This is a genomic window from Paraburkholderia sp. A3BS-1L (assembly GCF_051125215.1).
Classification (GTDB): domain Bacteria; phylum Pseudomonadota; class Gammaproteobacteria; order Burkholderiales; family Burkholderiaceae; genus Paraburkholderia.
In genome coordinates this window covers 47,324-64,825 of sequence record NZ_CP120443.1, presented here as the reverse complement: position 1 = coordinate 64,825, position 17,502 = coordinate 47,324, and the positions used below count along the sequence as shown (strand labels likewise).

Sequence of the window (17,502 nt, the reverse complement as noted above, 5' to 3'; positions counted from 1 at the left end):
CGGTGATTTGGCTCCTATTCTGTCATATCTGTAAGGGATGGGGAGACCTCACGCGCAGCGTCGCTGCTCGTCGATCCACATGCGTGCCCAGCGGCATGCGTAGGCGAGTGCGTGGCGTTCGTCGAAAAAGTAGTCGAGCGCGTCGAACGAAACGAGTGCGCTGCGCAGCGTTTCCGATGGACTTGCCTCGGTGCCGGATGCCGTCGCGGTTTGCGATGGCGTTTGGGTGGCTGCAAGCGGGCCGATCGTGAGATTGGCGGCGTACAGGCCGTTGGGAAGCCGCTGGGCGCTCGGCGCGACTTCGTAGCCCTTGTAACGGATAGGTGCGTTCATGGCTGCTGGATCCTGCGGGTACTCCTGCCTGGGTGCGTGTTACGCATGGGCGCCTCGTTGCTCGTATGCCGGTACGGGGGAAGCGTAGGGGCTACGGTGCGCACCTGGAACCACTCATTCGTCGCAAGCTAATCACGGGTGGCCGGGAACGGTCAGCAGGTTGATCCGGATGAGGCGAGATTACGGGATGCATTCAATGTGGCCCGTGCAGCGCGGGGCGTCTGTGGTCTGGATGACGCAACGCGCATGCCTGTGTGCGCTAGCGCGCAAATCGCGCAGCGTGGTGAAACACGGGGGGATCGGGACGCGTGCGGAAGGCGCCGCGGCGCGCGCATGGCACGCCGGAAACGCATCAAACGGCGACGCTCAGGCGGTCTTCATTGCGCGCCGCGCCGGCACCCGCTGCGATCGCGCGTGTGGCGCCGGCCTGCGAGGCCGCGCGCTGCGTGTCGGACACAATCCCGAATGCGAGCGCGAACTGTGCGGCTTGCTGGCCGACCATGAAAAGCTGATCGACGACTTTCTCGTCTGAGCATTGATGGGCGCTGTCGAAGCGCGTCTCCAGCGTGTTGATGCCGGCGCCGAATGGCGTCGGCCAGCCGCGCAGCGCATGCACGATCGAGCGCAGCGAGGTGAGCACCGAGCCCGCGGCTTGCCAGCCATAGGCGGTCACGATGCAGCCCACGGCGCGGCCGTCGAGATAGGGGCGGGCGTCGGCGCGCAGTTCCTCGAGCGTGTCGAGCGCGTTCTTCACGAGGCCCGAAACGCCGCCGTGATAGCCGGGCGTGCCGATGATGACGGCGTCCGCCGCGCGCACGGCGTCGATCAGTTCGCGCTGGGCGTCGGTGAGCGTGGCGTTTTCGGGGGCGTAATGAGGCAGGCTGTGCAAGAAGGTGCCGCCGAACAGCCGCGTGCGCGCGCCGGCCTGCTCCGCGCCGCGCAGCGCGAAGGCGAGCGCGCGCTCGGTCGACGACGCTTCGCGCGTCGTGCCGCCAATGCCAACGACGAGCGGGCGGTGTCTGGAATCGGGGATGCTCAAGGGGTGCTCCTGGGATTCATGGCCGGGGTCGAGGCCCAAAGCGCCATCTTAGTGAGCACGCCGCGTGGCGCGAAACGACTTTTTTTTCTAAGGATATGCCCACGAGGCGGGGTGGCTGTGCATGCCACTCGCGATATGCATAGCTGAAAGCATTGGTTGGTGCGCTTCAGGAGAACTGCGAGGATGGAACGGTCTCCTGTCGATGGGACTTGGCGCTTTGGCACTTACTCTGGTCCCATGCAAAGCGCTGGCCCCATGCGGAGCACATGAGCATCTCCTTGACATGGGATTCGGCCCCGCACCGCAAGGTGACGGGGCTCTTTTTTATCTGCGGATTTACCCGGCGAGCAGGCTCTGGGACGGCGGCGCTCAGCGCGCGCCAGCGGCGGACGGAGCGATGGACAAGGGCGCGAGCGGGCTTTGTGCACGGCGCGCGGGCGCGGCATAGCTCACTTGCAGAACGTTGCCGTCGGGACCGATCTGGGGTGGGATGAAGGGCACGCGGTCGCGGTTCGACTTCGAGCCGTTGGGCGCAGCGTTGTTGGGCAGCATCGGCACGGTAGCCGCCGAAGCGCGCACTGCGGGCTCGGCGATCTTGCGCGTATCGAGCCTGCCGGTGCTGGCGAGCTTGTGCTTCGTGCCGTGGTGCGCGTGCGCCTTCTTGTCGGGTGTGGACGGATGCGCGCCGGGCAGGCGTGCCTCGGGCTGACGCGCCTCGGGCGGATTCCAGACCTCGGTGTAATGTTCCCCAGCGAGCGCGGTGGATGCGAGGACGCACAGCAAGGTCCCCGTCAAGATGAATCGCACGTCGTGATCTCCGTATCGGTGAGCCGGCCCGCCTTGCCACATCGGCCTCGCGTGATGCGAGACTGGCGCGCCCGCCCGAGGGGAGGGCGCGGCGCGGAAGGCCGGCTGCACGCACTGTACATTCGTACAGAGGTGAATGCAAACGTTTGACGGAGCATCCCACACCAATGTTGCGTGGATGTTGCGCCGGGATTGCGTCCGGGTGGCGTCGATGCGGTAACCGATGTGCGAGCGTCTCGGCTCAGGCCTCGGGCGTGGCGCGGCCATGCCGGCCGAGCCAATGGCCATAGCTGTGCGGCGAGAAAGCGAGCGTGAGCACGATCATCGCGGAGATGGAAATCGCGAGCATGATCCATGCGCCCGTGAAGCCGCCGGTGAGGTCGCGCACGCGGCCGGCCACGACTGGCGCGATCGCCGCGATCACGAAGCCGAGCCCCTGCACGAACGCGACGAGGCTGGCGGCGATGCGGTGGTCGCCCGAGTGGTCGAGCGCGGTCACGAGCGAGACCGAGAAGGTGCCCCCGAGCCCCGCACCCGCGAATGCGACCCACAGGACCGGTGCGGCCTCGGGCCAGGCCGTGAGGCCGATGATGCCGATCAGTTGCGCGGCGAGCCCGGCGATGAGCCAGGGGCGGCGGTCCGCGAAGCGGGCTGCCGCAAGCGGCAGCAGCAGCGCGCAGACGGCCTGGAAGACGGTCATGGCGGCGAGCAGCGAGCCGCTGGCCGCCACGCTCGCACCGTGTTGCTGATAGTAGGCGGGCAGCCAGGCCACGAGGCTCGTATAGCCGCCGTTCACGAGGCCGAAGTGCAGGCCGAGCGTCCACGCGCGGCGCTTGCGCCAGACCGGCACGTGGGCGCTGGCGGCGGCCGCGCTTGTGCCGGGATGGGCTGCCTGCCTGGTGCGGGTTTGCGCGCCGCGGTTGAGCCCGACCCACAGCGCGAGCGCGGCGAGCGCGGGCAGCGCCCAGATGGCGAGCCCCGTGTGCCACGAGCCGCCAAGGTGCACGGCCAGCGGGCTCAGACTCGCGCCAAGGCCGCCGCCGCCCATGATCGATGCCGAAAAGAGCCCCATCGCGAGCGGCACGCGGTGTGCGAAGCGCTGCTTCATCACGGCGGGCAGCAGCGCCTGAATGGCCGCGACACCTGCGCCGGCCGCAGTGGCCGTGAGCATGAGCGTGCCGCCCGTCGAGGCGAACGCGCGCGCGGCACAGGCCGCCGCGATTGTGACGAGGCCGAGCGCCACGCCGCGGGTCTCGCCCAGGCGCCGCGCGAGCATGCCGGTGCCGAATGCGCCCAGTCCCATCGCGACTACGGGCAGGCTCGTGAGCAGCGAGGCGCCGTAGAACGACAGGCCGGTGGCATCGCGGATGGTCGCCATGAGCGGACTGATCGACGTGAGCAGCGGCCGCAGGTTCAACCCGATGGCGACGATGGCGGCGTACCAGACGAGCGCACTCGTGCGCGCCGACACGACGGCCGTGGCGCGCTGGCAAGAGTCAAAAGGGTCTGAAGTCGTGCTCATCGGGTCAACCTTAATTGCAACTTTTGGTTAACCATTATACAAAATGATTGTCGACAATGATGCCGGCTGCTGCTATGCCGGGTATAGCGCGAGAATTCGTGGCGGCGCGCGCACTGCGTATTTCATCGGTGGATGCGCGTCGCTACAATGCCGCCTGATTCCGTTCGCATGCGCGATTTCACATGGCTTCTACAACACGGTCTGCACGATCCATCCGCGCGGGCGAGCCGCCTCACGCTGCTCACCTCGACGAAGCGGCCGGCAAACCTGCCGAGCCCGCTCCAGGCGAAAGTGCCGACGACGTCGAAGCACTCGTCTACGCCTCCATCAACTCGGCGCTGCTGCAAGGCAAGCTCGCGCCGGGCCAGCAGCTCGTGGAGCGCGAGCTCGCGGCGGCGTTCGGCTGCACGCGCGGCGCGCTGCGCAAGGTGCTTGCACGCCTCGGTTTCGAAGGCAAGCTCGTGCTCGAACCCAATCGCGGCGCATTCGTGCCGTCGCCGTCCGAGGAAGATATCCGCGCCACCTACCGCGCGCGCCAGGTGGTGGAGGCGGGCGTGGCCGTGACGCTGTGCGGCGCGCTCGACGCGGGCATGCGCCGCAAGCTCGCCGCGCACGTGCGCAGCGAGAAGAAGGCGCTGCGCGAGGGCCGCGTGGACGAAGCGGTGCGCCTCGCAGGCCAGTTCCATCTGATCCTGACCGAGCTTGCGGGCGGCGCGTCGCTGGTGGCGGCGCTCGCGCAACTCGTCGCGCGCACGGAGCTCTACAAGGCGCTTTTCGATCCGTCGAAGGCCACCTCATGCGCGCCCGACGAGCACGGGCAGATCATCGCAGCGCTGGAGGCCGGCGACCAGGCGGCGGCGCTCACGACCCTGCGCGAGCACCTTGCCGAAATCGAGGAGCGCGTGGTGCGCCAGGCGCGGGCGCGCCGCGATCTGAAAGCCGTGTTCGCCGATTTCGCAACTTGAGCGCCGGCGCGCACCGGCGAACGCCTTGCCCCTGCTTGCCGGCTACTTCTGCTTTTCGCGTTCGCGCCGGAAAAATTCGAGTTCTTCGGCCATGGCGCGCGCGACCGCCGGGCGCTCGCGCATGCGCCGCGCGTAATCGGCAACGGCGGGCCAGTGCGCGAGATCGATGCCGGCATACGGCGCCCAGTTGAGTACGGTAACGAGATAGGCGTCGGCGACGCTGAACGCATCGAGCAAATACGCGCGCCCCGCCAGATGCGCTTCGAGCCGTGCGAAGCGCCGCTCCACCTTGTCGCGCGCATAGCGCTTCACCGGTTCTTCCACACCTTGCCCCAGCAGCGGCACGAACACGGCCTTGTGCAGCTCCGTACCGATAAAGCCGAGCCATTCCTGCATGCGCGCACGCTCGCGCGTGCCGGCGGGCGGCGCGAGCTGTGCCTGCGGAAAGCGGTCGGCGACCCACGGCAGCACGGCGGTGTTCTCGGTCAGCGTCCAGCCGTCGTCCTCGCGCAGCACCGGCACCTGGCCGAGCGCGGTGACGGCGTAAAAGTCGCCGCCCTCCGCCATGCGTTTGGACTGCGTATCGACTTGAATGAAGCGAGCGGTTGCGTTCGCTTCATAGAGCGCGATGCGCGTGGCGAGCGAGCACGCGAGCGGGGAAAAGTACAGTTCCATCGTCATCCTCCGTGGTAGATTTTTGTACTATAGTGAACAAAAATAGCCGTTCCAATATTTCTATGCAATCCAGTACAAAAAAGGATAGCCGCCCGCGCGGGCGGCCTCGTGCCTACGATCCCGAGGAGGCGCTCGCGCATGCGCGCGACACTTTCTGGCATAGCGGCTACGCGGGCACCTCGCTGGACGACCTGAGCGCAGCGACCGGCATGAACCGGCCCAGCCTTTACGCTGCGTTCGGCGACAAGCATGCACTCTACCTGCTGACCGTCGAGCGCTACATCGAAGCGGGCCGCGCGGCGATGGAAGCGGCGCTGGACGAGACGCTGCCGCTGGCCGAGGCGCTGCTGCTCGTCTTCGATGGCGCGCTCACGTGGTATTTGCCGCCGCGCGCGGCGCAGCGCGGGTGTTTGCTGATCGGCACGGCGGCGGTCGAAGCGGTGGCCGACGAGGCGGTGCGCGAGCGCCTCGCGGCGGGGTTGCGCGCGTTCGACTTCGCTTTCGAGCGGCGTTTGCGTTACGCCGTGCAGCAAGGCGAGCTGCCGGCGGATGCCGACCCGGCGGCGCTCGCGCGTGTGGCGTCGGCACTGTTGCACAGCACCGCGTTGCGCGCGCGTGCCGGCGAGCCGCATGCAGCGTTGCGCGCGACGGCGGTGGCCGGCGTGGCGCTGATCTGCGGCACGCCGGCGCAAGCCAGCGCGCCCTGGGGGAGCCGTCCGATCCGTTGTTAAACTACGCGTTTGCGCGATCGGCGCGATCGACGAGGAAAAGAAAATGGTGCGTTATCGGCACTACAAGGGTGGCATCTACGAACTGGTTTGCGTGGCGACGCTCGAATCCGATCCATCGGTCACGATGATCGTGTACCGGGCAGCGAACGGCACGATCTGGACACGGCCCGCCTCCGTTTTCTTCGAACAGGTCGAATTCGAAGGCGCGCTCGTGCCGCGATTCGCCCCTGTCAACTAACGCTTTTTACTTACGAGGCTCGTCTCGCAATGCGTCTATTGATTGCACTCGTTTTGCCCTGGTTGCTGTTCTTCACGATTGGCCGGCCGATCGCCGGCATCATCTGCCTGATCCTGCAATGCACGTTGATCGGCTGGATTCCCGCCGCCATCTGGGCCGTGTACTCGCTCAGCCAATTCAAGACCGATCAGAAGATCGACGCTGCGCTGGGTCGCCGCAATTAAATACAAATCATGAAGTGGATGGATGGTGGATTAGGGGAATGCGGCCGGCCGTGCGGTTACATTCTTAACTCATGCTCACAATTCGGCGAGAACCTAAGACGAGCGCCACTTTCTTACAGACGGAAAGGAGGAGCTTCGTCATGTTCAAGTATGCGCTGATGGCTGGCGCTGTCGCCCTGCTCGCAGGGTGTGTGGCGCCGGGTTACGACTACGGTTACGGTCAACCCGGTTATGACAATTACGGCTACGCGCCGGGCTATGGCCAGCCGGTTTACGGCGGCATGAATGTCGGCATCTGGGGCGGCGGGGATAGTTATCGCGATCGCGATTACGATCGTCGTGGCTGGAACGACAGCGGTCGTGGCGGATGGTGGGGCCGGCCCACCGGCGATTCGCGCAGCTGGCATGGCGGCGATCGCGGTGGCGATTCGAACGGCTGGCGCGGCGGCGGCAACCGTGGCGGCGATTCGAATGGCTGGCACGGCGGTGGCCGAGGTGGCGATTCGAACGGCTGGCGCGGCGGCGGTCGCGGTGGCGACTCGGGCGGCTGGCGAGGCGGCGGTGGCCGCGGCGGCGACGCGAATAGCTCGCGTGGCGGTGGCGGAGGCCGTGGCGGGTCGTGGAGCAGTGGCCGCACTGGCAACGGTAACGGCGATGGAGAAATCCACGAAAGCCGTCACTGACCGTCACGGCTGATCTGGCAGGAGCATCGCGCCGATACAGCAATGGTAAAAACAATCAGGCCCGCCGCTCTCACGAGCGGCGGGCCTGATTCATTTCGGCGCTGCCTGGCGGGGGAAAACGCAGGGCAACCGTGTGGGAATTACTGACCCGATTGCGAAGTGCCGGTCGTCGACGGACCGTAAGCCGTATTGGACTTCTCGGCGGCAATGCGCGCTTCTGCTGCCTGAATGTTTTGCGGATAGTGCATCCAGTCGCTCGGATCGTAGCCTGCTGCGCGCAGCTGGGCGAGTTCGGCGCGGACTTCTGCACGCGTGACGGGTTGCTGTTGCTGCGCTTGAGCGAACGAAAGTACCGGAACAGCGGCGATGGCGGCAAACACTGCAGCCTTGATAAACGAATTCATAACAATGACCTCCAAGTTCTTTTTTAGTGGCTCGCACGATGGCGTGACCCATGGCAGCACTGTAGGGCTTCTTGGACTAAGGGTAAATACTAATAAAGCGAATTCAGTGTTCTTCCAGATGAAATAATCCGCGCCACGATTCGTCTGATTATTTCGATCGCGAAGCCGGCCAGAAACTGTCTTTGGAGGCGTATTCGAGCCGCCAGGCGTCCGGATTATTGCGAAATTTGCAACTGGAATTCGCCGTAATCACGCTATATCCGGCACTGGAGCTTGCCTAGAATCCAGTCAACGCCTGCGCTGCACGACACGATCCCGCACCCAGGCGATTCATACAATTTCGGAGGTAATCGTCATGAAGTCGCTCATTCAAGCCGTTGTCATCGCCACTGCCTGCGCCGCGCCGCTGGCCGCTTTCGCCCAGTCCAGCCAGGGTCTCACGCGCGATCAGGTGCGCGCCCAACTCGTCGAATTCCAGCAGACCCAGCGCAATCAGAATATGGTTACGGCAGCCGCAGCCACGCCCGTTGCCGAGGGCGACAGCGCGTACGGCGGCGTGAGCAACTCCACGTCAATGGCCGGCGCGCGCTACGTTTCCGAGGCGGCTCGCAAGGGTTCGCAATCGGTGTATTTCGGCGGCCAGTAACGCCGTCCGCCAGGGCGCTATCCACCGGGGCACCCGCCGCCGGGGTGCCGTCCGCCGGCTTCCGCATAAGGCAACCGGCCCGCGATGTGACGTCGCGGGCCGGTTTTGCTTTTTGGGCGGGCGCGGCCTGCAAAAACTACAAAAGCTCGGCGTCGGGCACGTCGAGTACGAGATCCGTGCGCGCCACGGCTACGCAGGTCAGCACGTAGCCCTCGGCTTTTTCTTCGCGTGACAGCCCCGGCCATTCGATCGTGAAGCTCGCCTCGCCGCTCACGACGCGGCACAGGCAGGTGCGGCACGTGCCATTGCGGCACAGGCGCGGCAGGCGGATGCCGGCGAAGGCGGCGGCCTCGAGCAGCGTCAGTTCGGGCGGCGCCTCGAACGTGCAGCCCAGCGGCTCCACACGCACGAGCGGCACCGCTGGCGTTGCGGGCAAGTCGTGGGCGCTCATGAGACCGATACCCCCAGCAAGTGGCCCGCGCCCGCCGTGAACGCGGCAGCGGCGAGGCCGATGGCGATCTGCCGGAACGCCGAGAATGCCGCGCTGCGTCCATTGAACAGCGACGTGAACACGCCAACGGCAGCGAGGCCGAGCGTGCTCAGCGCGACGCACTGGACGATGGCTGCCGTGCCGTGCGCCCAGAGGAACGCTGCTGTCGGAAACGCCGCGCCCAGCGCGAACAGGCAGAACGACACGGCTGCGGCCGTCCACGGATTGCCGCCCAGCTCTTTCGGATCGATGCCCAGTTCCTCGCGCGCGAGCGTGTCGAGTGCCTCGTCCTTGTCGCGCATGATCTGCGCGGCTACGCGGCGGGCTTCGTCGGCGTCGACGCCCTTGGCCTGATAAATGAGCGCGAGTTCGTGGCGCTCGGCGTCGGGGGTGTGCTCGAGCTCGTCGGCTTCCTTGGCGAGCTGGGTGCGCGCGAGTTCGCGCGCGTTGGTCACCGAAAGCCATTCGCCGAGCGCCATCGAGCACGCGCCCGCGACCAGCCCGGCGAGGCCCGTCAGCAGGATCGCCCGGTTGGCGCTGCCCGCGCCGGCCACGCCCATGATCAGGCAGAAGTTCGAAACGAGTCCGTCGTTCGCGCCGAGCACGGCGGCGCGCAGGTCGTTGCCCGAGGTCGCGCCTTTGTGCCACGACTCGGCGCCCGCGATCTGTGCGCCCTTCGACTGCTGGCCGTGCGTGCGCTTGCTCGCGACGATCGACTGGACGATCGCGGCGTGCTGATGTTCCTGTGCCGAGAGCGTTTCCGCGCCGGGCTCGCGCGCGTAGCGGTCGCGGTCGGCGTATTCGGCGGCTGCGACGGTGGGCAGCACGAGCGAGGGGCCGAAGATGCGTGTAAGCGTTTGCAAGAGATGTGTCTTCGCGCTGCGCCGGTGCGAGCGCACGCGTACCCCGTTGGCGGCGAGCTTGTCGTGCCAGACCTGGGCGTGCTCGCGTTCCGACGCCGCGAGCTCGGCAAAGATCTGGCGGCGGCCGGCGTCTTTTTCGACGGCGCTGAGCGTGTCGTAGACAGCGGCGCTGTCGAGTTCGTCGGCGAGATTGCGCCGGTAGCGGTGGAGTTCCTGGGCGGAGGCCATGATGCGCGTGGGAAATGCGTTCCAGCGAAGCTTAACCTGGCTCGTTTCGCCGCGCGTGGCACTTGCGTGCTTCCGGCGGACCGCGCGCGTCCCTCAGCGCCGCCGCAGATGCCGATAAACCGTATTGCGCGCGAGCCCCAATTCGCGCGCTGCCGCCGAGACGTTGCCGTGGTGGCGCGAGAGCGCATCGTCGATCAGGCGCGCCTGCCAGTCCGCGAGGCGCGCGGGCCGCGAGGCATCGACGCTTTCCTTTGGAGCGCAGGCGGCGAAAGGCGCAGGCGCGCCATGCGTCTCGCCGGTCGATGCGCCCGACGCGTTGGCGTCATCGCCGGCGGGCGCGCAGTCGTGCGCGAGATCTTCGGGCAGATGCGCGAGGTCGATGGCGTCTTCGCCTTCGGCCATGATCGCGGCGGTGCGCAGCACAGCGCGCCGGCGACCGCCGCGCCCGGCGTGCCGCGCGCGAGCACGCGCACGCCGCTTGGCAGCGTGAGCGCGATGAGCTCGTCGCGCGCTTCGCTGCGTGCGCGCATGAGCTGCGTCTGAACGCCGGAAACGGCTCACCGAACAGCGCCTCGAAACCGCGCTGCTGCAATGCCGCAAGCGACGCGCTGAACCGAACTGGAACAGCGCACCGCGGTTGGCGCATAGCAGCGTGCCATCGGCGGAGAAAGCGGCCAGTCCTTCGTACAACGTACCGATGAATTCCGCGCGCGCATGAAATTGCAGCTTAATCGCGCCCGCGAATTCGGTCTTGAACAGATGGTTCTCGATCACCTGCGCCGACATGCGCACGAGCGCGAGCGTGTGCGTGTGCGCGCCGTGCGATTCCCCGCTCGCGTCGAGCGCGCCGCAGCGTGCGGCCCCACGGATCGGCGATGGGCGGGCACGAGCAAGTGAGGATGTGGTTCGAGTGCAAGAAGTGCTCGCCCGCGTGAATCGTGGTGGGCTGGCCGTCGACGAGCGCCGTGCCGATCGCATTGGTGCCGCGGTCGCGCTCGGCCCACGAGACGCCCGGGCTCAACGCCACGCGCCGCGCCTTTTCGACAAAGCCAGTGTCGCCGAGGCTGTGCAGGATCACGCCGTTGCGGTCGGTGAGCAGCACCATGCTTTCGGTTCGACGATCTGCGCGTGCAGCGCATCCATCACGGGCCGCGCCTGGGCGTAGAGCGTGCGCTTCGCGTCGATCAGCTCGCGCAGATCGGTACGGCCGAGCGGCCGGAAATCCGGCGTTTCGGCGACGCGCAGACCGATGGCGCGCGAGCGCGCGTGCGCTTGCGCGATCATGTCCGCGCGGGCCCTCTTGGGGGCTGGACGGTGACGGAGGGGTGTCGGGTCACGCGTGTCTCCAAATTTGATTTGACGCTGCACCGGGCGTTGCGCCGCAGCATCCCGATGCGCTCCCGCATCGGTCGGGTCATGGCACAGGAAGGCGGGCGTGCGCCCAGGCGATTGCGGGCCAATTCTGCCGCCCGCGGCCAGGTGCGGAGTGGGCGTCGCAACCTCGGCATCACGTGCGGCTTGCCTTTGCGCACACGAGTGCCAGGATGAAGACAAGGGCGTGCGCATGCGCGTCCCGGCGGCGGCGCAGCGGGTATGACGGGGTCTTTGGCGCGGCCGCGGCGTCTTGCGGAGGGGCTGTCATGGTCCAAGGCGAATTGAGGATCCTGGTGGCGGCGCTCGCCGTCTTTGTCGCGCTCGCGGGTCTCGCGGTCGCGATTCACGGCTTGCTCTTCGACGAGTCTCGGGTCGTGCTGTACGGCATGACGATCGTGTCATGCGGCATCGTCGCGTTCGTGGCGATGCTCACCGTGCACCCGAAGGACATCGAGATCGAGCATCGACGGCATCGCGAGTCGTGAGCGCGTGTGATGTTGCAGTGCGCCATGCCGCGTGCGGCGCGGAACGTGCTTGCGCGCGCAACGGCCGGTTCGCAAAACGCTGAAGAAACGCCGGAAAAACCCGGCCGCGCGAATCTTTTCGCGCGTGTGACAAAGTCGCCCTTGCGGGTCGCGCGAAGTATCCTAAAGTGAATCCAGACGGCCGCCGCAATCGTGTCGAACGTAGCGACACTTGCGGCGGTCGGCATTTGATCCGCGCGTATGCCGAGGAGGTGCATCGTACAAGCGCGGCCCGCTGACCCTCAACCTAAGGCCATTCCCATGCAGATCCAGTTTCCGAATGAGGCGCCCGAGTACTCGGGACCCGATTTGACCTTGGCGTTTCCGGCAATGATCGATGGAGAGCGGGTGGAATGTACGATCACGGCGGCGGCGCTGGAGGACCACTTCGGCGCGGCGTCCCCGCGCGCGGAAGACATGCTTGACGCTTTCGATCACCATCGCGAGCGCATCGAGGCGGTCGCGCGCCGCCTGCTTTCCGAAACGCGCGCACAATGCCTTACGCTGCGCAGCGGCTACGTGCGCTTCGTGCAGGCGCACGGCGCGGCGTCCTGAATTTTCTGTTGCTGGTGTTTCGAGATTCCCCCGCGACCTGACAGAGGCCGCGGGGCGTTTGCGTTTATTTTCTGCGCGGGCTCGCGCGTGCGCGTCAGATCATGCGGCGCAGCGTGTTGTCGCGGAACATCACGTGGTGCGCGATGGCCGCGAGCGCGTGAATGCCGATGATCCAGTAGAACGCGTTGCCGATGAATTCGTGCGCGGCCTTGACGGCCTTGCGCGCGACCGGGTCCGCGCTCACCAGCATGATCTGCAGGTCGATGCCGGCGAGCGTGACGGGCTTGCCGGCCAGATTGATCGTCAGGATGCCGAGCACAGGCTGCACGAAGATGAACACATAAAGCGCCACGTGCACGAGCCGCGAAAGGAACGTGAGCAGGCGGTTCGAATCGATGTCCTGCGGCGCGCCTTCCCACATGCGCCAAAACAGGCGCAGCACGGCGAGCGCGAGCACGAGCGTGCCCGCCCAGTAGTGCACATTGCTCCAGAACACCCGGCTGTCCGAGCCTTTGGGGCCGCGCACTTCGATGGCGAGATAGGCCAGCGCGACGAGCAGGAAGACAGCCCAGTGAAAGAAGATTGCGGGCTTCGAGTAGCGTTCTGCGGAGGCGGGGTAGGTGGCCACGGGGCGGCTCCTTTTGGATGGATCGTTATCGTCGGGATGGTCGAGTATCGGTATGATAAGGATGCCGCCGTGCACCGTGCGGCTGCGTGGCCGGAATCCTTGATATGGCTCCGCCGGATCCGCATCACGGGCGCACGCCGCCGGGGCGTGCGCGAACACCAGAGATCTGAAGGACTTACGCCGAGCCCAGGTAGAAATAGCGGAACAGGAAGACCGCCGCGATGATCCAGACGATCGGGCGCACCTGGCGCATGCGGCCCGTCAGCAGTTTCAGGCCTGCATACGAGATGAAGCCGAAGGCCACGCCGTTCGCGATCGAATACGTGAACGGCATCGCGAGCGCCGTGAGCGCGGCGGGCACGACTTCGGTGGCGTCGTCCCAGGGCAGCTCGGCGAGCTCGCGCAGCATCAGGCACGACACATAGAGCAGCGCCGGCGCCGTGGCGTAGGCGGGCACCACGCCCGCGAGCGGCGCGACGAACAGGCTCGCGAGAAACAGCACGGCCACGGTGAGCGCCGTCACGCCTGTACGCCCGCCCGCCTGCACGCCCGAAGCGCTTTCGATATAGGCCGTGGTCGACGAGGTGCCGAGCACCGAGCCCGCGAGAATCGCGGTGCTGTCCGCGAGCAGCGCGCGGTTCAGACGGTGCATCTTGCCGTGCACGAGCAGGCCGGCGCGGTTGGCCACGCCCATCAGCGTGCCGGTTGCGTCGAACAGCTCCACGAGGAAGAACACGAGCACCACGTTCAGGATGCCGGTCGAGAGCGCGGCCTTGATGTCGAGATGCGCGAAGGTGGGCGCGATCGAGGGCGGCGCCGAAAAGATGCCGTGGAACTGATTGCCGCCGAAGAAGAACGAGAGGATCGTCACGCCCACGATGCCGATCAGGATCGCGCCGCGCACCTTGAGCACGTCGAGCGTGACGATGGCGAAAAAGCCGACGATCGCGAGCAGGGTGTGCGCGTCGTGCAGGTTGCCGAGCTCGACGAGCGTGGCCGGGCTCGCGACGATCACGCCGGACGTCTTGAGCGAGATGATCGCGAGAAAGAGTCCGATGCCGGCCGTGATCGACACGCGGATCGAATGCGGAATCCCGTTGATGATGGCCTCGCGCACGCGCAGCAGCGTGACCACGAAGAACAGGCACCCGGAGATGAACACCGCGCCGAGCGCCGCCTCCCACGTGAAGCCCATGCCCTTGACGACGGCGTACGCGAAGTACGCGTTCAGGCCCATGCCGGGCGCGAGCGCGATCGGGTAGTTCGCATAGAGCCCCATGATGATCGAGGCGAGCGCCGAGACGAGGCAGGTGGCGACGAACACGGCGTCTTTCGGCATGCCGGCATCGCCGAGAATCGCCGGGTTCACGAAGATGATGTACGCCATCGTGAGAAAGGTGGTAAAGCCGGCTAGCACTTCGGTGCGCAGGTTCGTGCCTGCTTCTTCGAATCCGAAATAGCGTTTGATGGCGTCCATGGAGGTTGGGCCTCGAGAGTCGTGCGGGTTGTTCGTTTTGGCGTTCGGCGAGGGCGAGAGACGATGGGACGTCGCCCGCGGGGCCGGCTCACGCGTTGATGGGCGCGATTGTAAACAATTGTTCCGCGAGCGCAGAAAAGCTTGGACGAGCGTGGAAGGGCCGCAACAGTTTGCCGTGCGTCAAGTGAGTCGGCTGTGGGAAGCGGCGCGTGCGGGCTTGTTCAGCCGGCAAAAAAGCGCAAAACGGGAGCATCGGTCCGCGCTTGCTGGCGGATCGGTGCTCCCGTAAAAGGGAGGGCCTTCAGCGTGATGCGCTTACTGCGGCGATTGCGGCATCATTCCCGAAGCGCGGCGTTGCGCGACGATTGCCGCGGCGCGCTGGGCGTTTTCGGGGTAGTGAATCCAGTCGAGCGGATCGTAGCCCGCCGCGCGCCAATCAGCGAGGTCTGCGCGCACCTGGGCGCGCGTCATTGGGCCCGACGAATTGTACGGTTGGCTCAGCGCGCTTGCCGACACAACGCAACAAGCCGCTGCCAGCACGCCAAGCGTCACACGCGAAAGAGTGTTCATGGTCATGCCTTTCGTATTAGGGATAACCCTAAAATTATAGGTCTTATCTCGCTAATAGTAAGGTTTGCAATTAGATCGACACCCTCGCTGCGCGCCCATCCGAGCGTCGTGTTCAGCGCGCCTTCGGCTCCGCCAGTATGTGCGGCTTCCGATATTCGGCAGGGCGCCGCCCGGTCCACTTGCGGAACGCGCGATGGAATGCGCTCGGCTCGGCGAAGCCCACAGCGGCCGCGACGTCGGCGACCGAGCGCGCGGGGTCGCGCAATGCCTCGAGCGCGAGGTCGCGGCGCAGTTCGTCCTTGATCGACTGGCAACTGTGGCCTTCCTGGTGCAGGCGCCGGCGCAAGGTCGCGGGCGCGACGTTCAGGCGCTGTGCGAGGGTGTCGGCGTCGGGCCACGCGTGAGCCGGCAGGGCGCGTAGCGCGCGCCGCACACGCGCCGCGAACGAGGCCGGATTGCGGTACTTCACGACGAAATTGCCGGGCGCGTTGCGCAGGAAAGCGCGCGCCGAGGCAGCGCTCTGAATCACGGGCAGGTCGAGGAACGCGGGTGCGAGGTCGAACCACGAATCGGGCTGGTCGAAGGCCATGTCCTCGCAGATCATCAGTTGGTACTCGCGCGCGTCGGGCGGCGCAGCGCAGCGAAAGCGCGCCGCAAGCACCGGAATGCGCCGCCCCACGAGCCAGCACAGCAAGCCGTAGACGAGGATGAACCAGGTGGCGTAGGCGAACATCGCCGGCACGTGCGTGCCCGCGCGCTGGCGGAACGCGATGCGCACGCGCGTGGCGTCGATATCGACTTCGCCGGTCAGGTCGTCGAGCACGAGGCGCATGAAGTGCACGCTGCGCTGCAGCGCCTGGCGGCCCGTCTGCGCGCCCAGCGCCGCGTGCGTCATGGCGATGAAGCTGCCGCTCTTCATGGCGTGCGAGTCCTGGCCGAGGAATTCGTCGTCGAGCGTGCGCGCGATGCCGGACCACAGCGCGCCGTACTGCGCGGCGCTCACGCGCACGTGCGGCGCATCGAGCGCGCTCGCCGCGATGCCTGCCGCCTCGACGACGGGCGCTACGTCGAACCCGCGCGCGCGCGCGCGCGCCACCGTCTCACGCACGAGGCTTATCGCGATCGTGCCTTTTTCGCTCACTTTGCTGGTTTGCCCTGGCTGCAAGGATTGGCCTCCGGTGCGGTTATCGAAGACATTATGGCAAATTCGCTCATTGACTTTGATCGTGGCGGGCATCGAATGGGGGCGCGCGGATGCCTAAACTTTTCATGGGCCTTGCGGCGGCGGCTGCACGGCGCGACAGTGGATGCACCCAACGCGCGTCTCGCGGCGCGAGCGCGCAGCGAAGGAGACAGAGATGGACGAGTTCTATACCGACGACCAGCGCATGATCCGCGACGCCGCGCGCGACTTCGCGAGCGAGCGCCTCGCGCCCAACGCGGCGCAATGGGACCGCGACGGCAAGCTGCCCGATGAGGTCGTCAAGCAACTGGGCGAACTGGGCTTTCTCGGCATGATCGTGCCGCAGGAACAGGGCGGCTCTTATACCGACTACGTGGCTTACGCGCTCGCGATGGAGGAGATTGCCGCGGGCTGTGCGTCGTGCGCGACGCTCGTGAGCGTGCACAACTCGGTGGGCTGCGGGCCGATCCTTCAGTACGGCAATGCGGAGCAGAAGGACCGCTGGCTCACGAAGCTCGCGAGCGGCGAGTTGATCGGCGCGTTCTGCCTGACCGAGCCGCAGGCCGGCTCCGAGGCCAACAATCTGCGCACGCGCGCCGAGCTGCGCGACGGCAAGTGGGTGCTCAACGGCAACAAGCAGTTCGTGACGAACGGTTCGCGCGCGAAGCTGGCGATCGTGTTCGCGGTGACCGATCCCGATGCGGGCAAGCGCGGCATCTCGGCCTTCGTCGTGCCCACCGATACGCCGGGCTTCAACGTGGGGCCGCACGAGAAAAAGATGGGCATTCGCGCCTCGGACACCTGCCCGATTTCGCTCGTCGATTGCGCGGTTCCCGAGGCGAACCTGCTTGGCCAGCGCGGCGAGGGCCTCAAGATCGCGCTGTCGAATCTCGAAGGCGGGCGCATTGGCATTGCGGCGCAGGCGCTCGGCATCGCGCGCGCAGCCTTCGACGCGGCGCGCGCCTATGCGCACGAGCGCGTGCAATTCGGCGAGCCGCTGATCCGGCATCAGAGCGTGGCGAACATGCTCGCCGACATGCAAACGCGCATCAACGCCGCGCGCCATCTCGTGCATCATGCGGCGAAGCTGCGCACGCTCGGCAAGCCCTGTCTTTCCGAGGCCTCGCAGGCCAAGCTCTATGCGTCGGAAATGGCCGAGGAAGTGTGCTCGCACGCGATCCAGATTCACGGCGGGTATGGCTTTCTGAACGATTACCCGGTGGAGCGCCACTACCGCGACGCGCGCATCACGCAGATCTACGAAGGCACGAGCGAGGTGCAGCGCATGGTGATCGCGCGTGAGCTATAAGAAAGGATGGCGAAGTAATTGATGCACCGATAAA

General features: G+C 66.5%; 22 protein-coding genes and 1 pseudogene. 9 read left to right on the top strand and 14 right to left on the bottom strand.

Annotation, left to right across the window (positions count from 1 at the left end; translation table 11 throughout):
• Positions 1-48 precede the first annotated feature (48 nt).
• The 4 genes from P5W99_RS15530 to P5W99_RS15515 all read right to left on the bottom strand — a co-directional run bounded on the left by P5W99_RS15530 (position 49) and on the right by P5W99_RS15515 (position 3,701).
• On the bottom strand, positions 49-333 hold the full coding sequence (locus P5W99_RS15530; RefSeq protein ID WP_421026079.1) for a transcriptional regulator: 285 nt from the start codon (positions 331-333) through the stop codon (positions 49-51).
• A 352-nt stretch (positions 334-685) separates the two neighbouring features.
• On the bottom strand, positions 686-1,372 hold the full coding sequence (locus P5W99_RS15525) for an NADPH-dependent FMN reductase (protein WP_421026078.1): 687 nt from the start codon (positions 1,370-1,372) through the stop codon (positions 686-688).
• Between the two features lie 369 nt (positions 1,373-1,741).
• On the bottom strand, positions 1,742-2,179 hold the full coding sequence (locus P5W99_RS15520; RefSeq protein WP_421026077.1) for a hypothetical protein: 438 nt from the start codon (positions 2,177-2,179) through the stop codon (positions 1,742-1,744).
• 241 nt (positions 2,180-2,420) lie between these two features.
• Positions 2,421-3,701, bottom strand: a complete 1,281-nt coding sequence (locus tag P5W99_RS15515; protein WP_421026076.1) for a cyanate transporter — start codon at positions 3,699-3,701, stop codon at positions 2,421-2,423.
• 182 nt (positions 3,702-3,883) lie between these two features.
• Here P5W99_RS15515 and P5W99_RS15510 point away from each other — a divergent pair, with 182 nt between their 5' ends.
• The gene (locus P5W99_RS15510) at positions 3,884-4,666 is read left to right on the top strand and encodes a GntR family transcriptional regulator (RefSeq protein ID WP_421026075.1); all 783 of its coding nucleotides are present in this window, start codon (positions 3,884-3,886) and stop codon (positions 4,664-4,666) included.
• 42 nt (positions 4,667-4,708) lie between these two features.
• On the opposite strand, the gene P5W99_RS15505 is transcribed toward P5W99_RS15510, so the two are convergent.
• A complete protein-coding gene (locus tag P5W99_RS15505; protein ID WP_421045285.1) occupies positions 4,709-5,341 on the bottom strand; it encodes a glutathione binding-like protein in 633 nt (210 codons plus the stop codon).
• Between the two features lie 62 nt (positions 5,342-5,403).
• Here P5W99_RS15505 and P5W99_RS15500 point away from each other — a divergent pair, with 62 nt between their 5' ends.
• From P5W99_RS15500 to P5W99_RS15485, 4 genes are all read left to right on the top strand, one after another.
• The gene (locus tag P5W99_RS15500; RefSeq protein ID WP_434663680.1) at positions 5,404-6,072 is read left to right on the top strand and encodes a TetR/AcrR family transcriptional regulator; all 669 of its coding nucleotides are present in this window, start codon (positions 5,404-5,406) and stop codon (positions 6,070-6,072) included.
• 43 nt (positions 6,073-6,115) lie between these two features.
• Positions 6,116-6,310: a DUF1653 domain-containing protein gene (locus P5W99_RS15495; protein ID WP_434663677.1), complete on the top strand. Its 195-nt coding sequence runs from the start codon at positions 6,116-6,118 to the stop codon at positions 6,308-6,310.
• Positions 6,311-6,339: 29 nt separating this feature from the next.
• A complete protein-coding gene (locus tag P5W99_RS15490) occupies positions 6,340-6,534 on the top strand; it encodes a YqaE/Pmp3 family membrane protein (RefSeq protein WP_035527789.1) in 195 nt (64 codons plus the stop codon).
• A gap of 140 nt (positions 6,535-6,674) precedes the next feature.
• Positions 6,675-7,217 (top strand): hypothetical protein, encoded by a 543-nt coding sequence (locus P5W99_RS15485; RefSeq protein WP_434663674.1) that lies wholly within the window; start codon positions 6,675-6,677, stop codon positions 7,215-7,217.
• Positions 7,218-7,357: 140 nt separating this feature from the next.
• Here the strand turns inward: P5W99_RS15485 and P5W99_RS15480 are convergent, their stop codons facing one another.
• Positions 7,358-7,621, bottom strand: a complete 264-nt coding sequence (locus P5W99_RS15480) for a DUF4148 domain-containing protein (protein ID WP_421026072.1) — start codon at positions 7,619-7,621, stop codon at positions 7,358-7,360.
• 355 nt (positions 7,622-7,976) lie between these two features.
• On the opposite strand from P5W99_RS15480, the gene P5W99_RS15475 reads away from it, so the two are divergent.
• Positions 7,977-8,267 (top strand): DUF4148 domain-containing protein, encoded by a 291-nt coding sequence (locus P5W99_RS15475; RefSeq protein WP_421026071.1) that lies wholly within the window; start codon positions 7,977-7,979, stop codon positions 8,265-8,267.
• Between the two features lie 136 nt (positions 8,268-8,403).
• Here the strand turns inward: P5W99_RS15475 and P5W99_RS15470 are convergent, their stop codons facing one another.
• The 4 genes and pseudogenes from P5W99_RS15470 to P5W99_RS15455 form a co-directional block, all read right to left on the bottom strand.
• A complete protein-coding gene (locus tag P5W99_RS15470; RefSeq protein WP_421026070.1) occupies positions 8,404-8,718 on the bottom strand; it encodes a 2Fe-2S iron-sulfur cluster-binding protein in 315 nt (104 codons plus the stop codon).
• Positions 8,715-9,848 carry a VIT1/CCC1 transporter family protein gene (locus P5W99_RS15465; RefSeq protein ID WP_434663670.1) on the bottom strand — a complete coding sequence of 378 codons (1,134 nt, stop codon included), beginning with the start codon at positions 9,846-9,848 and terminating at the stop codon, positions 8,715-8,717. The genes P5W99_RS15470 and P5W99_RS15465 overlap by 4 nt, the downstream gene beginning before the upstream one ends.
• 93 nt (positions 9,849-9,941) lie before the next feature.
• Positions 9,942-10,271 carry a helix-turn-helix domain-containing protein gene (locus P5W99_RS15460; protein WP_421042717.1) on the bottom strand — a complete coding sequence of 110 codons (330 nt, stop codon included), beginning with the start codon at positions 10,269-10,271 and terminating at the stop codon, positions 9,942-9,944.
• A gap of 231 nt (positions 10,272-10,502) precedes the next feature.
• Positions 10,503-11,132, bottom strand: a pseudogene (locus P5W99_RS15455) (sigma-54-dependent Fis family transcriptional regulator); the annotation flags it as partial.
• Positions 11,133-11,488: 356 nt separating this feature from the next.
• On the opposite strand from P5W99_RS15455, the gene P5W99_RS15450 reads away from it, so the two are divergent.
• Positions 11,489-11,707 carry a DUF2964 family protein gene (locus P5W99_RS15450; protein ID WP_421026067.1) on the top strand — a complete coding sequence of 73 codons (219 nt, stop codon included), beginning with the start codon at positions 11,489-11,491 and terminating at the stop codon, positions 11,705-11,707.
• A gap of 300 nt (positions 11,708-12,007) precedes the next feature.
• Positions 12,008-12,301, top strand: a complete 294-nt coding sequence (locus P5W99_RS15445; RefSeq protein ID WP_421026066.1) for a DUF1488 domain-containing protein — start codon at positions 12,008-12,010, stop codon at positions 12,299-12,301.
• A 94-nt stretch (positions 12,302-12,395) separates the two neighbouring features.
• Here the strand turns inward: P5W99_RS15445 and P5W99_RS15440 are convergent, their stop codons facing one another.
• The 4 genes from P5W99_RS15440 to P5W99_RS15425 form a co-directional block, all read right to left on the bottom strand.
• Positions 12,396-12,929: a cytochrome b gene (locus P5W99_RS15440; protein ID WP_421026065.1), complete on the bottom strand. Its 534-nt coding sequence runs from the start codon at positions 12,927-12,929 to the stop codon at positions 12,396-12,398.
• Between the two features lie 175 nt (positions 12,930-13,104).
• A complete protein-coding gene (locus tag P5W99_RS15435; protein WP_434663665.1) occupies positions 13,105-14,406 on the bottom strand; it encodes an NCS2 family permease in 1,302 nt (433 codons plus the stop codon).
• Positions 14,407-14,721: 315 nt separating this feature from the next.
• On the bottom strand, positions 14,722-14,976 hold the full coding sequence (locus tag P5W99_RS15430) for a DUF4148 domain-containing protein (protein WP_421026063.1): 255 nt from the start codon (positions 14,974-14,976) through the stop codon (positions 14,722-14,724).
• A 112-nt stretch (positions 14,977-15,088) separates the two neighbouring features.
• Positions 15,089-16,213 carry an AraC family transcriptional regulator gene (locus P5W99_RS15425; protein WP_434663660.1) on the bottom strand — a complete coding sequence of 375 codons (1,125 nt, stop codon included), beginning with the start codon at positions 16,211-16,213 and terminating at the stop codon, positions 15,089-15,091.
• 121 nt (positions 16,214-16,334) lie between these two features.
• Here P5W99_RS15425 and P5W99_RS15420 point away from each other — a divergent pair, with 121 nt between their 5' ends.
• The gene (locus P5W99_RS15420) at positions 16,335-17,468 is read left to right on the top strand and encodes an acyl-CoA dehydrogenase family protein (protein WP_421026061.1); all 1,134 of its coding nucleotides are present in this window, start codon (positions 16,335-16,337) and stop codon (positions 17,466-17,468) included.
• The last annotated feature ends 34 nt before the right edge of the window (positions 17,469-17,502 follow it).

Excerpts from the sequence above, each read along its gene's own strand:
- P5W99_RS15435 (WP_434663665.1), bottom strand. The coding sequence starts at position 14,406 with ATGGACGCCATCAAACGCTATTTCGGATTCGAAGAAGCAGGCACGAAC.
- P5W99_RS15470 (WP_421026070.1), bottom strand. The coding sequence starts at position 8,718 with ATGAGCGCCCACGACTTGCCCGCAACGCCAGCGGTGCCGCTCGTGCGT.
- P5W99_RS15480 (WP_421026072.1), bottom strand. The coding sequence starts at position 7,621 with ATGAATTCGTTTATCAAGGCTGCAGTGTTTGCCGCCATCGCCGCTGTT.
- P5W99_RS15430 (WP_421026063.1), bottom strand. The coding sequence starts at position 14,976 with ATGAACACTCTTTCGCGTGTGACGCTTGGCGTGCTGGCAGCGGCTTGT.
- P5W99_RS15530 (WP_421026079.1), bottom strand. The coding sequence starts at position 333 with ATGAACGCACCTATCCGTTACAAGGGCTACGAAGTCGCGCCGAGCGCC.
- P5W99_RS15425 (WP_434663660.1), bottom strand. The coding sequence starts at position 16,213 with ATGCCCGCCACGATCAAAGTCAATGAGCGAATTTGCCATAATGTCTTC.
- P5W99_RS15490 (WP_035527789.1), top strand. The coding sequence starts at position 6,340 with ATGCGTCTATTGATTGCACTCGTTTTGCCCTGGTTGCTGTTCTTCACG.
- P5W99_RS15445 (WP_421026066.1), top strand. The coding sequence starts at position 12,008 with ATGCAGATCCAGTTTCCGAATGAGGCGCCCGAGTACTCGGGACCCGAT.
- P5W99_RS15465 (WP_434663670.1), bottom strand. The coding sequence starts at position 9,848 with ATGGCCTCCGCCCAGGAACTCCACCGCTACCGGCGCAATCTCGCCGAC.
- P5W99_RS15495 (WP_434663677.1), top strand. The coding sequence starts at position 6,116 with ATGGTGCGTTATCGGCACTACAAGGGTGGCATCTACGAACTGGTTTGC.
- P5W99_RS15485 (WP_434663674.1), top strand. The coding sequence starts at position 6,675 with ATGTTCAAGTATGCGCTGATGGCTGGCGCTGTCGCCCTGCTCGCAGGG.
- P5W99_RS15450 (WP_421026067.1), top strand. The coding sequence starts at position 11,489 with ATGGTCCAAGGCGAATTGAGGATCCTGGTGGCGGCGCTCGCCGTCTTT.
- P5W99_RS15475 (WP_421026071.1), top strand. The coding sequence starts at position 7,977 with ATGAAGTCGCTCATTCAAGCCGTTGTCATCGCCACTGCCTGCGCCGCG.
- P5W99_RS15420 (WP_421026061.1), top strand. The coding sequence starts at position 16,335 with ATGGACGAGTTCTATACCGACGACCAGCGCATGATCCGCGACGCCGCG.
- P5W99_RS15505 (WP_421045285.1), bottom strand. The coding sequence starts at position 5,341 with ATGGAACTGTACTTTTCCCCGCTCGCGTGCTCGCTCGCCACGCGCATC.
- P5W99_RS15510 (WP_421026075.1), top strand. The coding sequence starts at position 3,884 with ATGGCTTCTACAACACGGTCTGCACGATCCATCCGCGCGGGCGAGCCG.
- P5W99_RS15515 (WP_421026076.1), bottom strand. The coding sequence starts at position 3,701 with ATGAGCACGACTTCAGACCCTTTTGACTCTTGCCAGCGCGCCACGGCC.
- P5W99_RS15500 (WP_434663680.1), top strand. The coding sequence starts at position 5,404 with ATGCAATCCAGTACAAAAAAGGATAGCCGCCCGCGCGGGCGGCCTCGT.